Below are 12,629 nucleotides of genomic sequence, written 5' to 3' on the forward strand. Positions count from 1 at the left end.
GTGTCGAGTATGAATTCGTCCGATGAAACGATGAAGTTTAACTTTCCTGAAGAATCGATGGAGGAAGAAGTCAAAACAGTCATGCTCCACGTTTACAAATCATTAGAAGAAAAAGGTTACAATCCAATTAACCAGATGGTTGGCTATTTACTGTCAGGAGATCCAGCCTACATTCCACGCCACGAAGACGCCCGTAGTTTGATTCGGAAACTGGAACGAGACGAAATTCTAGAAGAATTAGTTAAGTTCTATATCCGAGAAAACAGAGGTAAAACAGAATGAGAATTATGGGATTGGACGTTGGCACCAAAACCGTTGGTATTGCGATAAGCGATAGTCTCGGTTGGACAGCCCAAGGAATCGAAACCATCAAAATTGATGAAGCGGTAGGTTCTTTCGGGATGAAGCGAGTCAAACAATTGACAGAAGAGTACGAAGTGACGGAGTTTGTCGTCGGGTACCCTAAGAATATGAATAATACAATAGGGCCCCGTGGAGAAGCATCTGAACAGTACGCTGAGAAGTTACGCGAGAAGTTCGGTTTACCTGTCGTTTTATGGGATGAGCGATTAACTACTATGGCTGCTGAACGTGTTTTGATTGATGCGGATGTCAGCCGAAAAAAACGTAAATTGGTCATCGATAAAATGGCAGCCGTCATGATTTTACAAGGGTATTTGGATTCACAAAAAAACTAGAGGTGATTAAACAATGGAACACGGACAAGAAACAATGACAATCGTAGATGAGAACGGCGAAGAGCACGTATGTGAGGTAATTTTAACATTTGATTCAAAAGAATATGAAAGATCGTATGTGCTTTACCATATTTTAGATGGCGAAGAGACAGATGATGACGAGGAAGTTGAAATTCATGCGTCCGCATTTATTCCGACTGAAGAAGGAGAAGATGGCGGATCACTTCTTGAAATTGAATCCGATGAAGAATGGGATATGATCGAAGAAGTGCTGAACACATTCCTTGATGAAGAAGACGAGTAAGCGATAATATCATGTGACGGGCGGAATGGTGCTGACCGTTCCGTCTTTTTTAATGGATTTATCTATAGCGGAAGAAGAGGTGAGGCTTGTGGAAAAAGAGCCCCAAAGAAAAAAAGATGTCATGTTTGAACGTATGTTAGAACAGAAGGAAGAAGTGAGAACCGTTAGAAAAATAGTGCTTTGGATTGTAGCCGTTGTATTGGTTGTAGGGATAGTTGGAGGTTTTTCGGTCTATACATACATAAAAAGTGCGTTAGAGCCTGTTGATCCGGATTCAGAAAAAGTCGTAGAAGTAGAAATTCCGATCGGTTCAGGTTTGGATATGATTTCAGAAAAACTAGAAGAGTCGGGTATTATCAAAAATGCGCGGATTTTCAAATACTATGCAAAAGTAAACAACGAAGCAGATTTCCAAGCTGGCACGTATGGATTAACACAGTCCATGACGCCAGATGAATTGATTAAGAGTCTGAAAACAGGTGTAGTCTATCGCACACCGGCATTTACACTAACGATTCCAGAAGGGTTAACGATTGATCAGATTGCAGAAAGAACAAGCAAAAAGACCACGATTACCAAAGAGCAGTTTATGGAATATGTGACGAATGAACAAGTCATTCAGGAATATATGGCCAAGTATCCAGATATCATAACAAAAGAAATTCTTAATGAAAATATACGCTATGCACTGGAAGGTTATTTATTCCCAGCTACTTACCCGTTCTTTGAGGAAAAGCCTACTGTCAAAGAAGTGGTCGATACGATGGTCGATGCCACCGTACAGAATGTCATCCCGTATAAGGCGTATTGGGCCGAGGAAGGCAAAGACCGTTCAGTTCATAAAATGCTGACATTTGCTTCCTTGTTAGAAAAAGAAGCAACAGGCCAAGCAGATCGCGAAACGATCGCAAGCGTCTTTAATAACCGTATTGAACAAGGTATGCCGTTACAGACAGATCCAACAGTTTTATATGCGTTAGGCGAACATAAAGCCCGTGTCATGAATGAAGATTTGAAAGTGGATAATGTCTATAATACGTACAAAAATAAGGGATTACCGCCAGGGCCCATTGCGAATGCCGGAACTGCTTCTCTCCAGGCAACTGTCGAACCCTCCAAAACTGGATACTTGTTCTTCTTGGCAGATAAAGATGGCGTTAATCACTTTGCTAAAACCTATGAAGATCATCTGAAAAACAAAGCAAAGTATATCGACAGCCAACATAAATAACACGTCGTAAAGGGGAAGTAGATATGACGGACTACAACACGTACATTAGCCGCTTTGCGGAAGAAAAAGAGCCGCTTATCCTAGAGATGGAGGATTACGCTGCAGAGCATCGTGTGCCCATCATGGATGATACGGGCTTGTATACGTTAATCGGACTGCTACAAATACAGCAGCCGAAACGTATTCTTGAAATTGGAAGCGCAATCGGCTATTCGGCTATTCGATTGGCGAAAGCTTTTCCAGACGCCATCATTTATACAGTCGAGCGCGATACAGAGCGGTATGAGAAAGCGGTCGAGTATATTGTACGCAGTGGACTGAAGGAACGTATTATAATTATACATCATGATGCGCTCGAGTTAGATGAAACGAAGTTACCACAAGAACCATTTGATGCACTGTTCATTGACGCAGCAAAAGGACAATATCGAAAGTTTTTCGACAAATATAGCCCACTGGTCGGTCCTGCAGGTGTAATCTATTGTGATAATATGTTCATGCATGGTATGGTGCTGTTGGAAGATGCGGACATACCGAAACGCAACCGCACGATGATACGAAATTTGCAACAATTCACGAGCTGGGCGATGCAAAACGATCACTATGAAACATCACTAGTACCAATAGGTGACGGCATTTTACTAGCTGTGAAAAAATAATAAACAGTAGATCGCAAAAGGGGAATCACTGTGAAGAAAAAACCTGTCGTAATTGGTATTACCGGTGGTTCTGGCTCCGGTAAGACAAGTGTCACAAAAAAGATACATGAAGTATTCCAAGGTCATTCAGTCGTCGTCATTGAACAAGATGATTATTATAAAGACCAATCCCATTTAGTATTTGAGGAAAGATTAACGACGAATTATGATCATCCTTTGGCGTTCGATACCGACCTATTGATTCAACATATCCATCAGTTGATCAATAGACAGGCAATCGAAAAGCCTACTTATGATTACACATTGCATACACGTTCAGCTGAAAAAGTACCTGTAGATTCACAAGACGTCATCATCCTTGAAGGGATCTTAGTATTGGAAGATGAACGATTGCGAGATCTTATGGATATCAAGCTGTTTGTTGATACGGACTCTGATATTCGCATTATTCGTCGGATTTTACGGGATATTCATGACCGTGGACGTACGGTAGATTCTGTCGTCGAGCAATATGTAAAGGTTGTGCGTCCGATGCATAATCAATTTATTGAACCTACAAAAAAGTATGCTGATATAATCATTCCCGAAGGCGGAGAAAACGCGGTCGCAATCGATTTGATGGTAACGAAGATAAAAACAATTCTTGCTTCTGTTGACGAAGTATAATATGATGATGACATAATTTTAAATTAATTCAGCATCTGCGAGAGTTTGTATAGAAAAACCTAGGATGCACGCAAGATGAGCAAGGACTTTTTTTCGTCCAAATCAGAATAGTGAACGGAAAAAGTGTAGTCAAAACTAAAATAGTTCTGCTATGTCACATAATTAAAGCTAGTGTGACATAGTATTTTTTATGAACAGACATTTGAGGAGTGTTATTACATGGTTTCAGAAAAGAAATTTCCAATGACAGCTGCAGGAAAAGCAAAGTTAGAAGAAGAACTAGAGTATTTGAAAACGGTGAAACGTGTGGAAGTAGTAGAACGCATCAAAATCGCGCGTAGCTACGGTGATTTATCGGAAAACTCCGAGTACGATTCAGCGAAAGAAGATCAGGCATTTGTCGAAGGGAAGATTTCTTCTATTGAAGGAATGATTCGTAATGCGGTCATTATTACTGAAGATGAATTGAATACGGATGAAGTACAATTAGGTAAAACAGTTACATTTAAAGAAATTCCTGATGGTGAAAAAGAGACGTATACGATTGTTGGTTCTGCTGAAGCTAATCCGTTAGAAGGTATGATCTCAAACGATTCGCCAATTGCGAAAGCATTAATTGGTCGAAAAAAAGATGATAAAGTAAAGATTCAGACTCCCGGCGGTGAAATGTCAGTAGAGATACTTGAGATAAAGTGATACACGTACCGTCTTCTCGCTAGCAGAAGACGGTATTGCTAATTTTCATTCCAACCGCGGTATACGCTTTCCATTTCATAGTAAAGGAGATGTCTGAAATGGCAGATCAAGATCCAAAATATTCGAGAACGTCAAGAAAACAAGGCAGTAAAGCAAGCAAAGTGAATAAAGCATTGAATATTTCAATTGGTGTAGTAGTTTTTCTTATTGTAGTTGTTGCCGTAATTTTCATCACGGGTGATGGCGATCAGAAAGAAGTGGCAATCGACAAGCCTAAGCAATCCACTCAGTCCGACGCAGCTCCAATTGAACCTATCGTTTTAGACGATGAGGACGAGATGGACAAGCCTGAAACTGAAGATGATGTGCCAGAAGATGCAGATGAACCAGAAGTTCAGGACCAAGAAGAAAATAACGAAGTGATAAATGAAGTAGTTGAAGAACCGGAAGCGCCAGTGGTAGAAGAACCTAAAGTAGAAGAACCAAAAAAGGATAAACCGAAGAAAGAAACTTCATCGGATTCTAACAAGAAAGTGGTTGTAAATCCTGACTGGAAACCTATTGGAACAAAACAATCAGGCGAGCATGTCTCGAAATACGATGGTCAGTCCGATGACTGGTATGAAAAAAAGAAAGCCATATCCTATGCAACCGGTTTGTCTGAAGATCAATTGTATTTTGATCGTATTCAAAATGGCGGCAGTCCTCAAAAATCAGAAGGTATTGTAAGAAGTAAGGACAATTCCAAAAAATACAAAGTATATCTTGAGTGGGTTGATGGCCAAGGTTGGAAACCTGTAAGAATGGATGTATTGAAGTAAGTGAATCGAACTACCGATGTGCTGCCTATCGTGCAGCACATTCTAGTAAGTAGAAAAGAGGAGAGGACATAAATGAAAATAGCAATCGTTGGTGCAATGGAGGAAGAAGTCGAAATACTTCGCAGAGAAATTGGGTTTGGAAAAATTACAACCATTGGAAACTGTGAATTTATTGAAGGCAAAGTAGGCAAGCATCAAGTGATTGTGACGAAAAGTGGCATCGGAAAAGTAAACGCTGCCATGGCAACGACAATCCTTTTGCAGAACTTTAAACCAGATATCGTGTTGAATACGGGTTCTGCGGGTGGAACTAACCCTGAACTTGAAGTGGGAACGATTGTAATATCTGATTATGTCTTGCATCATGATGTTGATGTAACTGCATTCGGCTATGAGCTGGGTCAAGTGCCCCAACTTCCTGCAAGTTTTCCATCAGATCCTAACCTAATAGAATTCGCTAAAGAAGCTGTAATGGAGTTAGATACATATGAACATGCTGTAGGAACCATCGCTTCAGCTGATATTTTCATGGCTGACCCTGAAAAAGTCCTGCAAGTCAAAAATAGATTTCCGCGTGTAATTGCTGTAGAGATGGAAGCTGCCGCTGTTGCGCAAGTCTGTTATCAATTTAACACGCGATTTGTGGTGATCCGCGCCCTTTCTGATATTGCCGGAAAAGAATCGACAGTCAGTTTTGATGAATTTTTACCGCTGGCTGCCAAACACTCGTCACAGATTGTTTTGCGTGTCATCTCGAAACTTTGAGTGTTCTATGATAAAATGTCTAAGTAGACAGATTAGCAGTTCGTTTGGTTGAGAGGAGGGACATTCAATGACATTTTTAATGGGCGGAGTATTTATCGTCACAGCATTATTGGCAGCAATTATTTTACGCGAGGTTAAAGCGGACTGAGAAAAGAAACAAAGCGTTTCCGATGTGCGGGGGCTGTGGGCCTCTGTTGCACAATCGGAAACGCTTTTTGCATTATTGATATTCATGCTTAAATGATTGATATAATTTGACGATTGCTCGTTTCTCGATACGTGAAACATAACTCCTGGAAATATTCAATTGCTCAGCAATTTCTTTTTGTGTCATAGGCTGATCGTCCAGCAAGCCGTAGCGTCTTTGAATGATTTCCAACTCACGAGAGTCGAGTTTATCCAAATGACGGTAGAGCCGCTCTTTTTGTTCATTTTGTTCTACGGTTGTTTGTGGAGGTATGTCGTTTGTTTGAAGGAGGTCTGCAATTTCTAGGGATTGGCCATCTTTATCCATACCGATTGGTTCGTAGAGGGAAACATCTTTTTGCACCTTTTTCTGTGTTCGTAAATACATAAGGATTTCATTTTCTATACAGCGTGCAGCGTACGTTGCGAGCTTGGTTTTTCGATCTGGCGTAAAGCTGTTGACTGCTTTCATCAGACCGATCGCTCCTATAGAAATATAATCATCAAGTAGTTCGTGCTTTGGCTGGAACTTCTTGACGATATGGGCGACCAAACGCATATTGTGTTCAATAAGTTCATTACGTGCACTTTCATCACCTTCAGCTAATCGTCTCAGGCACTCTGCTTCTTCTTTTTTGGACAACGGACGAAGGAAAGCTTGCCCTCTGATATAACCGATTAGCGCGGGGATCTCTAACCATAATTGCATGACGGCCAGGAAAAACCCGCTCATGTGACCACCTCCGATTATTAGTAGTTTACTCTATGCAAACGGCGGAAGGTCTATCACTGATAAGAAAAGCGATAAAATCAGACATAGTTGTGCGTGCATGCCGCACAACTATGTTATAATCAGACAAGAATTTGTTGTAGGGCGGAGAGGATAATGTGTTAAATCAATTTTTACCAAGTGCTTATGTAAAATCCGTTTTGTTGATTAAACCGGAAGACCTTCTTGAAAATGGTTTTAAGGGCATCATTACAGATTTAGATAACACACTTGTTGAATGGGATCGTGCGGATGCTACGCAAGATATTATGGCGTGGTTCAAATCTATGCGCGATGCTGGTTTGCAAATTACAGTTGTTTCCAATAACCATATTGAGCGCGTCAGTCACTTTTGTGATCCACTAGGTATTCCGTATATTTGTGAAGCGCGTAAGCCGATGAAAAAATCATTTCATCAAGCACTTGCTACGTTAGGTTTGCCAAAAAAAGAAGTCGTCATGATTGGCGATCAATTGTTAACGGATGTCTTGGGTGCGAATCGAGTGGGACTGCAGACGATATTAGTCGTCCCTGTGGCAAGTTCCGATGCGACGATTACGAAGTTCAACCGTGCGATTGAACGACGGATTATGGCAAGGTTTAAAAGAAAAGGATTACTTACGTGGGAGGACTAAATTTGGAATTGATCAAGTGTATTGGATGCGGAATCACGATCCAAACGACGGACAAAACAATGGAAGGCTATGCGCCACCAGCTTCATTAGAAAAAGAAGATGTCATATGTCAACGTTGTTTTAAATTACGAAACTATAATGAATTACAGCCAGTATCCCTATCAGGAGATGATTTTCTAGCGATTTTAAACGGAATCGGTGAAAAACAAGGCCTGATCGTGAAAGTGGTGGATATCTTTGATTTCAACGGTAGTTGGATCAATGGCTTGCATCGTTTTGTAGGCAAGAAAGATATTTTATTAATTGGTAACAAGGCAGATATCCTTCCGAAAGCGATTAATCCGCAACGTGTGAAAAATTGGATGAAAACAGAAGCTGCAAAGCTCGGTCTGAAACCAATTGATGTATTGCTTGTGTCGGCTGTAAAAGGCAACGGCATGAGTGAAGCACTCGACGCGATTGAGAAATATCGTAAGGGTAAAGATGTCTATGTAGTTGGCTGTACGAATGTAGGGAAATCTACTTTCATTAACCGTATCATCAAAGATGCAACAGGAATGAATGATGTGATTACGACGTCTTATTTCCCGGGAACAACTCTTGATGTAGTGGAAATTCCATTGGATGACGGAAAAATGCTGATAGATACACCAGGGATTATCAACGATCATCAAATGGCTCATCACTTGGATCCACATGATTTAAAGTTGATTACACCGAAGAAAGAACTTAAACCGAAAGTCTATCAATTGAACGCTGAACAAACATTATTCATTGGCGGACTTGCACGTTTTGATTTCATCCAAGGTGGTCGCTCATCTTTCAACATTTACGCAGCAAACGGTTTGCCAGTTCACCGGACGAAGTTAGAAAATGCCGATGAGTTGTACAAAAACCATCTAGGTGACATGCTATCTCCACCGGGACCTGCATCACTTGAGAAGTTGCCGTCACTTGTACGTCATGAATTTTCGATTAAGGACGCGAAGACGGACTTAGTAATTTCAGGCCTTGGTTGGATTACGATTCAACACGCTGATGTACAAGTGGCTGTACATGCACCTAAAGGTGTGAATGTCGAAATCAGACCTTCATTGATTTAAGAGCGACAGGAGGAAAGACCAAATGAAAAAATGGTATGCGGTTATAGGCGATCCCATCGCGCAATCGATGTCACCGGTCATGCATGATCAGTGGTTTAAAGAGAACGCTTTGGACGCAACGTATATACCGATTCATGCAACAGTGGGAAGTTTAGAACAATCGATAAACAGCTTGCGTTCACTTGGATGCTGCGGCTTCAATGTGACAGTACCCCATAAGCAGGCGATTCTTCCTTTCCTCGACGAAGTGGACGAATCAGCAACGGTTATGAATGCGGTCAACACAGTTTATCAAACAGCTGATGGTAAATTAATCGGTGCCAATACGGATGGAGCGGGGTTCGTGAAATCGCTAGAAGAGTTTTCAGATTCAGTGAAAGGCTCGGTATTACTTATTGGTGCTGGCGGTGCGGCTAGAGGCATTGCCTTCGCGCTACAGTCAGCTGGCTATGGACCTCTTTATTTCACGAATCGGACCGCTTCAAGAGCTGCGGAACTGGCGACAGATATGATCGATGGCCATGCGCTTTCTATTGAAGACGCTGAAGCTCGTCTCGGCGAGTTTGGACTTGTAGTACAAACGACATCTGTCGGTATGAACTTTGCACAAGAAGGACTACCGCTAGATCCAAAGAATGTCGCAGACGGTGCAGTAGTAGCGGACATAATTTACAATCCGCTTGAAACGGAATTTTTACGACAAGCAAAACAAGCAGGCGCCAAGACGATGAACGGTATAGGAATGTTCGTCCATCAAGGAGCTCTGGCTTTTGAAAAGTGGACAGGCGTCTATCCTGACACAAAAAAGATGAACGATATGATTACAATGAAAGTTGGCGGGTAAACATGTTAACAGGTAAACAAAAAAGATTTTTACGCAGCGAAGCACATCATTTGGATGCATTATTCCAAATTGGGAAAAGTGGTTTGACTGACGCAATTCTCGTACAAATCGACGAAGCACTCGAAGCACGTGAATTACTTAAAGTGAGTGTCCTTCAAAATTGTGATGAAGATAAAAAGGAAATTGCTGAAAAGATTGGCGCGTACAAAGGTATTCACGTAGTCCAAATCATCGGTAGCACAATTGTTTTATACAGAGAATCGACAGAGAAGAAACGCATACAATTACCGTAAGGAGAATCAGATGAAACAAATCGGCATTTTGGGCGGAACTTTCAACCCGCCGCATACTGGACATTTATTGATTGCCAATGAAGTGCGCTATGCACTACAGTTAGATGAAGTATGGTTGATGCCTACTGCCGTTGCGCCACACAAGATTGCGACAGGTGATGCGTCGGCCGAGCAGCGCCTGCAAATGGTGAAACTAGCAGTAGATGAAGTGGAAGGTTTGCGTGCGTCATCATTTGAAATTGAGCGTGGCGGAGTATCTTTTACATATGATACGATGTCGCAGTTAATACAAAATGAAACAGATGTTCATTTTCATTTCATTATTGGCGGAGATATGATTGATCAGTTACCGACATGGTACCGAATTGAGGATTTACTCGAAATGGTTACGTTTATCGGTGTAAAACGTCCAGGTGCTGATAACGCTTCTGCAATCCCGGTACAATTGGTAGAAACACCACAACTTGATTTGTCATCCACATTGATCCGCCAACGTTTTGTAGAAGGTGGAACCGTGCAACTTTTGATTCCCCCGGCTGTCGAAGCTTACATTCGAGAGGAGAGATTATATGGATCTTCAACAAGTTAGAAATGACCTAGAACAACGATTACCGAAAGCGCGTTATGAACACGTACTGCGAGTCACGGAAACAGCTATGAAATTAGCTGAAGAGATGGGTGTGTCAGTAGAAAAGGCTGAAATTGCTGGCCTCTTCCATGATTACGCCAAGTTTATGGATAAAGATGAATTACTGGAATTACTAAAACGGGACGAAGAGTATGAGCTCTATGCACAGTATCACTCCGAATTGTGGCATGCCCCGGTTGGCGCTATGCTTGCGAAAGAGCGGTATGGCGTAGAAGATCAAGATATCTTGCAAGCCATCCGTTTTCATACGACGGGACGCTCGAAAATGAGTGATTTGGAGAAAGTGATCTATATCGCTGATTTAATCGAACCAGGAAGAAAATTTCCGGGTATCGAAGAGCTACGCCAACGTATTGATGGAGAAACGCTGGAAGATCAAATGACTGAATGCATCCAGCATACATTTAAATTTTTAGTTCAGCGATACGCAGTCATTTTTCCACATTCATTTGACTGCTATAATGAACATGTACGTAGAAGAAAGGAACAGTGAAATATGCCAACATTATTAGAATTAGCTTATGAAGCAGTAGATAGTAAGAAAGCGGAAGACATCGTAGTATTAAACATGGAGGGCATTTCACTAATTGCTGATCAATTCATCATTTGTCATGCTAACTCTGAACGACAAGTACAAGCCATCGCGCGTGAAGTGGCAGATGTGGCTTCAAAAGAAGGGTACACAGTGAAACGTTTGGAAGGATTCGATGCGGGTCGTTGGATTTTAGTCGATCTTCTGGATGTAGTCGTTCATGTATTCCACAGAGACGAACGCGGATTCTATAACTTGGAAAAGCTATGGGGAGACGCACAACTACTAAACGTTGAGGATGAAGTATGAGCTCATCCTATTCAGCGTTCGCATCAATTTATGACGAACTAATGAATGATATTCCGTATGACGCCTATGTCGAGTTACTCGATTTGGCGTCTGCTGGCGTTTCAGGGAAAAAGGTATTGGATATAGGCTGCGGAACCGGTTTGCTTTCTGCGAAACTCGCGAAAAAAGGGGCATATGTAACTGCTATTGATCTTTCCGCTGATATGCTGGAGGTCGCTTCACATCGTGCACAGTCCCTTTCTCTAGATATTCAGTTTATCGAACAACCTATGCAGCGACTAGAAATAGAAGGTACATTTGATGCCGCCATCATCTCAATCGATTCACTGAATTATGTAATCCAACAGCAAGATGTCGTGGAGACGTTCCGACGAATTTATGGAGCGCTTGCTAGAGGTGGCGTGTTGCTATTTGATGTGCATTCATTATGTAAGATGGATGAGATCTTTCTTGAAGGGCCTTTTGTTTTTGATAATCGACGTATTGCGTATATATGGCAAACGGCCCCTGGAGATGAGGATCACTCCATTTATTCCGAGCTGGCGTTTTTCGTAAAACAAGAAGATCATTCCTATCAACGTTTTGATGAAGTACATATGCAACGATCGTTTGCAGTACCGGAATATGTTCAAATGCTGGAAGAAGTTGGATTCCACATTGAAAGAGTTTTTGCAGATTGGGAAGATGAAGCACCCGAAGAAGAGAGTGAAAGAATATTCTTTCAAGTTCGAAAATAGGGCTACCATAGTAATTCGGAATCGGGTATAGTTAATAGGACTCCATACGGTGCTGAAAGAAAGGATCGTTGCTTATCCGTTCATTCCTTACCGAAAAGTGGCGTACATTGATCATTCCTATTGCAGCATTCGCTGTACTATCCACCGTTTTGTTCTTTCCCCCAAGACCGGAACAACTTTCCGAAGAACGTGGACAATCCCTATTTGAACCAATTGAATCTATTGAAATCGCTGAACAAAATAAAGAACTGGAAGCACCTGTTGAATTAGTCGCTGAAGCGGTCTCTGTTACTATTCTCGTAGACGTTAAAGGCGCTGTGAAACATCCTGGACTGTATTCGATGCAAGATGGCGATCGCTTGCTTGATGCGGTCGACAAAGCAGGAGGCTACACAGAGGCCGCTGATACCAGGCTATTGAATCACGCTCAAAGACTGCAAGATGAATCTGTCGTCTATGTACCGATCGCTGGAGAAGAGCCTCCCGTATACGAGCAGCCGGCTACAGCGTCATCTTCATCAACGGACAGTTCCACTTCAAAAGTCAATATCAATACTGCGAATGAAAGTGATTTTCAGACGCTTCCTGGCATTGGCCCGGCAAAAGCTATGGCGATTGTCCAATACCGTGAAGAGCATGGACCTTTTTCGCAATTGGATGGAATAAAGAATGTGTCAGGTATTGGTGACAAAACATTTGAAAAATTAGAACCAAATATTATTCTTAATTGAT

19 protein-coding genes are annotated in these 12,629 nt (G+C 41.7%); 18 read left to right on the forward strand and 1 reads right to left on the reverse strand.

Features of this window, described 5'->3' with window-relative positions:
* Window positions 1–9: 9 nt before the first annotated feature.
* The 9 genes from SporoP8_RS16150 (at window position 10) to mtnN (ending at window position 5,840) form a co-directional block, all read left to right on the forward strand.
* Window positions 10–282, forward strand: a complete 273-nt coding sequence (locus SporoP8_RS16150; protein ID WP_029054646.1) for an IreB family regulatory phosphoprotein — start codon at window positions 10–12, stop codon at window positions 280–282.
* Window positions 279–698, forward strand: coding sequence for a Holliday junction resolvase RuvX (gene ruvX / locus SporoP8_RS16155; protein ID WP_085133464.1), 420 nt, complete (start codon window positions 279–281; stop codon window positions 696–698). The genes SporoP8_RS16150 and ruvX overlap by 4 nt, the downstream gene beginning before the upstream one ends.
* Window positions 699–711: 13 nt before the next feature.
* Window positions 712–1,002 carry a DUF1292 domain-containing protein gene (locus SporoP8_RS16160; protein ID WP_085133465.1) on the forward strand — a complete coding sequence of 97 codons (291 nt, stop codon included), beginning with the start codon at window positions 712–714 and terminating at the stop codon, window positions 1,000–1,002.
* 52 nt (window positions 1,003–1,054) lie between these two features.
* Window positions 1,055–2,233 carry an endolytic transglycosylase MltG gene (mltG, locus tag SporoP8_RS16165; RefSeq protein WP_085133708.1) on the forward strand — a complete coding sequence of 393 codons (1,179 nt, stop codon included), beginning with the start codon at window positions 1,055–1,057 and terminating at the stop codon, window positions 2,231–2,233.
* A gap of 23 nt (window positions 2,234–2,256) precedes the next feature.
* Window positions 2,257–2,892: an O-methyltransferase gene (locus SporoP8_RS16170; protein ID WP_085133466.1), complete on the forward strand. Its 636-nt coding sequence runs from the start codon at window positions 2,257–2,259 to the stop codon at window positions 2,890–2,892.
* A gap of 30 nt (window positions 2,893–2,922) precedes the next feature.
* Window positions 2,923–3,558 (forward strand): uridine kinase, encoded by a 636-nt coding sequence (gene udk, locus SporoP8_RS16175; RefSeq protein ID WP_085133467.1) that lies wholly within the window; start codon window positions 2,923–2,925, stop codon window positions 3,556–3,558.
* Between the two features lie 219 nt (window positions 3,559–3,777).
* On the forward strand, window positions 3,778–4,254 hold the full coding sequence (gene greA / locus SporoP8_RS16180; protein ID WP_085133468.1) for a transcription elongation factor GreA: 477 nt from the start codon (window positions 3,778–3,780) through the stop codon (window positions 4,252–4,254).
* A gap of 98 nt (window positions 4,255–4,352) precedes the next feature.
* Complete coding sequence (locus SporoP8_RS16185; RefSeq protein WP_198166035.1) at window positions 4,353–5,075, forward strand: YrrS family protein; 723 nt, start codon at window positions 4,353–4,355, stop codon at window positions 5,073–5,075.
* 72 nt (window positions 5,076–5,147) lie between these two features.
* Window positions 5,148–5,840, forward strand: coding sequence for a 5'-methylthioadenosine/S-adenosylhomocysteine nucleosidase (mtnN, locus tag SporoP8_RS16190; RefSeq protein WP_085133470.1), 693 nt, complete (start codon window positions 5,148–5,150; stop codon window positions 5,838–5,840).
* A 220-nt stretch (window positions 5,841–6,060) separates the two neighbouring features.
* On the opposite strand, the gene sigK is transcribed toward mtnN, so the two are convergent.
* Window positions 6,061–6,759, reverse strand: a complete 699-nt coding sequence (sigK, locus tag SporoP8_RS16195) for an RNA polymerase sporulation sigma factor SigK (RefSeq protein ID WP_085133471.1) — start codon at window positions 6,757–6,759, stop codon at window positions 6,061–6,063.
* Between the two features lie 155 nt (window positions 6,760–6,914).
* On the opposite strand from sigK, the gene SporoP8_RS16200 reads away from it, so the two are divergent.
* From SporoP8_RS16200 to SporoP8_RS16240, 9 genes are all read left to right on the forward strand, one after another.
* Complete coding sequence (locus tag SporoP8_RS16200; RefSeq protein ID WP_085133472.1) at window positions 6,915–7,430, forward strand: YqeG family HAD IIIA-type phosphatase; 516 nt, start codon at window positions 6,915–6,917, stop codon at window positions 7,428–7,430.
* A gap of 2 nt (window positions 7,431–7,432) precedes the next feature.
* Window positions 7,433–8,533 carry a ribosome biogenesis GTPase YqeH gene (yqeH, locus tag SporoP8_RS16205; protein WP_085133473.1) on the forward strand — a complete coding sequence of 367 codons (1,101 nt, stop codon included), beginning with the start codon at window positions 7,433–7,435 and terminating at the stop codon, window positions 8,531–8,533.
* Window positions 8,534–8,555: 22 nt separating this feature from the next.
* Complete coding sequence (gene aroE / locus SporoP8_RS16210; RefSeq protein WP_085133474.1) at window positions 8,556–9,377, forward strand: shikimate dehydrogenase; 822 nt, start codon at window positions 8,556–8,558, stop codon at window positions 9,375–9,377.
* A gap of 2 nt (window positions 9,378–9,379) precedes the next feature.
* Window positions 9,380–9,670, forward strand: coding sequence for a ribosome assembly RNA-binding protein YhbY (yhbY, locus tag SporoP8_RS16215; protein WP_085133475.1), 291 nt, complete (start codon window positions 9,380–9,382; stop codon window positions 9,668–9,670).
* Between the two features lie 10 nt (window positions 9,671–9,680).
* Window positions 9,681–10,259, forward strand: a complete 579-nt coding sequence (locus tag SporoP8_RS16220; protein WP_085133476.1) for a nicotinate-nucleotide adenylyltransferase — start codon at window positions 9,681–9,683, stop codon at window positions 10,257–10,259.
* Window positions 10,240–10,812 carry a bis(5'-nucleosyl)-tetraphosphatase (symmetrical) YqeK gene (gene yqeK, locus SporoP8_RS16225; RefSeq protein ID WP_085133477.1) on the forward strand — a complete coding sequence of 191 codons (573 nt, stop codon included), beginning with the start codon at window positions 10,240–10,242 and terminating at the stop codon, window positions 10,810–10,812. Before SporoP8_RS16220 ends, yqeK begins: the two co-directional genes overlap by 20 nt.
* A 3-nt stretch (window positions 10,813–10,815) precedes the next feature.
* Window positions 10,816–11,160: a ribosome silencing factor gene (gene rsfS / locus SporoP8_RS16230; RefSeq protein ID WP_085133478.1), complete on the forward strand. Its 345-nt coding sequence runs from the start codon at window positions 10,816–10,818 to the stop codon at window positions 11,158–11,160.
* Window positions 11,157–11,897, forward strand: a complete 741-nt coding sequence (locus SporoP8_RS16235; protein ID WP_085133479.1) for a class I SAM-dependent DNA methyltransferase — start codon at window positions 11,157–11,159, stop codon at window positions 11,895–11,897. The genes rsfS and SporoP8_RS16235 overlap by 4 nt, the downstream gene beginning before the upstream one ends.
* Before the next feature lie 107 nt (window positions 11,898–12,004).
* Window positions 12,005–12,628, forward strand: a complete 624-nt coding sequence (locus SporoP8_RS16240) for a helix-hairpin-helix domain-containing protein (RefSeq protein ID WP_085133480.1) — start codon at window positions 12,005–12,007, stop codon at window positions 12,626–12,628.
* Window position 12,629 lies beyond the last annotated feature (1 nt).

The sequence above is a fragment of the Sporosarcina ureae genome (genome assembly GCF_002101375.1).
Taxonomy (GTDB): Bacteria; Bacillota; Bacilli; order Bacillales_A; family Planococcaceae; genus Sporosarcina; species Sporosarcina ureae_B.

Excerpts from the sequence above, each read along its gene's own strand:
- SporoP8_RS16150 (WP_029054646.1), top strand. The coding sequence starts at position 10 with ATGAATTCGTCCGATGAAACGATGAAGTTTAACTTTCCTGAAGAATCG.
- ruvX (WP_085133464.1), top strand. The coding sequence starts at position 279 with ATGAGAATTATGGGATTGGACGTTGGCACCAAAACCGTTGGTATTGCG.
- SporoP8_RS16160 (WP_085133465.1), top strand. The coding sequence starts at position 712 with ATGGAACACGGACAAGAAACAATGACAATCGTAGATGAGAACGGCGAA.
- mltG (WP_085133708.1), top strand. The coding sequence starts at position 1,055 with ATGGATTTATCTATAGCGGAAGAAGAGGTGAGGCTTGTGGAAAAAGAG.
- SporoP8_RS16170 (WP_085133466.1), top strand. The coding sequence starts at position 2,257 with ATGACGGACTACAACACGTACATTAGCCGCTTTGCGGAAGAAAAAGAG.
- greA (WP_085133468.1), top strand. The coding sequence starts at position 3,778 with ATGGTTTCAGAAAAGAAATTTCCAATGACAGCTGCAGGAAAAGCAAAG.
- SporoP8_RS16185 (WP_198166035.1), top strand. The coding sequence starts at position 4,353 with ATGGCAGATCAAGATCCAAAATATTCGAGAACGTCAAGAAAACAAGGC.
- mtnN (WP_085133470.1), top strand. The coding sequence starts at position 5,148 with ATGAAAATAGCAATCGTTGGTGCAATGGAGGAAGAAGTCGAAATACTT.
- sigK (WP_085133471.1), bottom strand. The coding sequence starts at position 6,759 with ATGAGCGGGTTTTTCCTGGCCGTCATGCAATTATGGTTAGAGATCCCC.
- aroE (WP_085133474.1), top strand. The coding sequence starts at position 8,556 with ATGAAAAAATGGTATGCGGTTATAGGCGATCCCATCGCGCAATCGATG.
- yhbY (WP_085133475.1), top strand. The coding sequence starts at position 9,380 with ATGTTAACAGGTAAACAAAAAAGATTTTTACGCAGCGAAGCACATCAT.
- SporoP8_RS16220 (WP_085133476.1), top strand. The coding sequence starts at position 9,681 with ATGAAACAAATCGGCATTTTGGGCGGAACTTTCAACCCGCCGCATACT.
- yqeK (WP_085133477.1), top strand. The coding sequence starts at position 10,240 with ATGGATCTTCAACAAGTTAGAAATGACCTAGAACAACGATTACCGAAA.
- rsfS (WP_085133478.1), top strand. The coding sequence starts at position 10,816 with ATGCCAACATTATTAGAATTAGCTTATGAAGCAGTAGATAGTAAGAAA.
- SporoP8_RS16235 (WP_085133479.1), top strand. The coding sequence starts at position 11,157 with ATGAGCTCATCCTATTCAGCGTTCGCATCAATTTATGACGAACTAATG.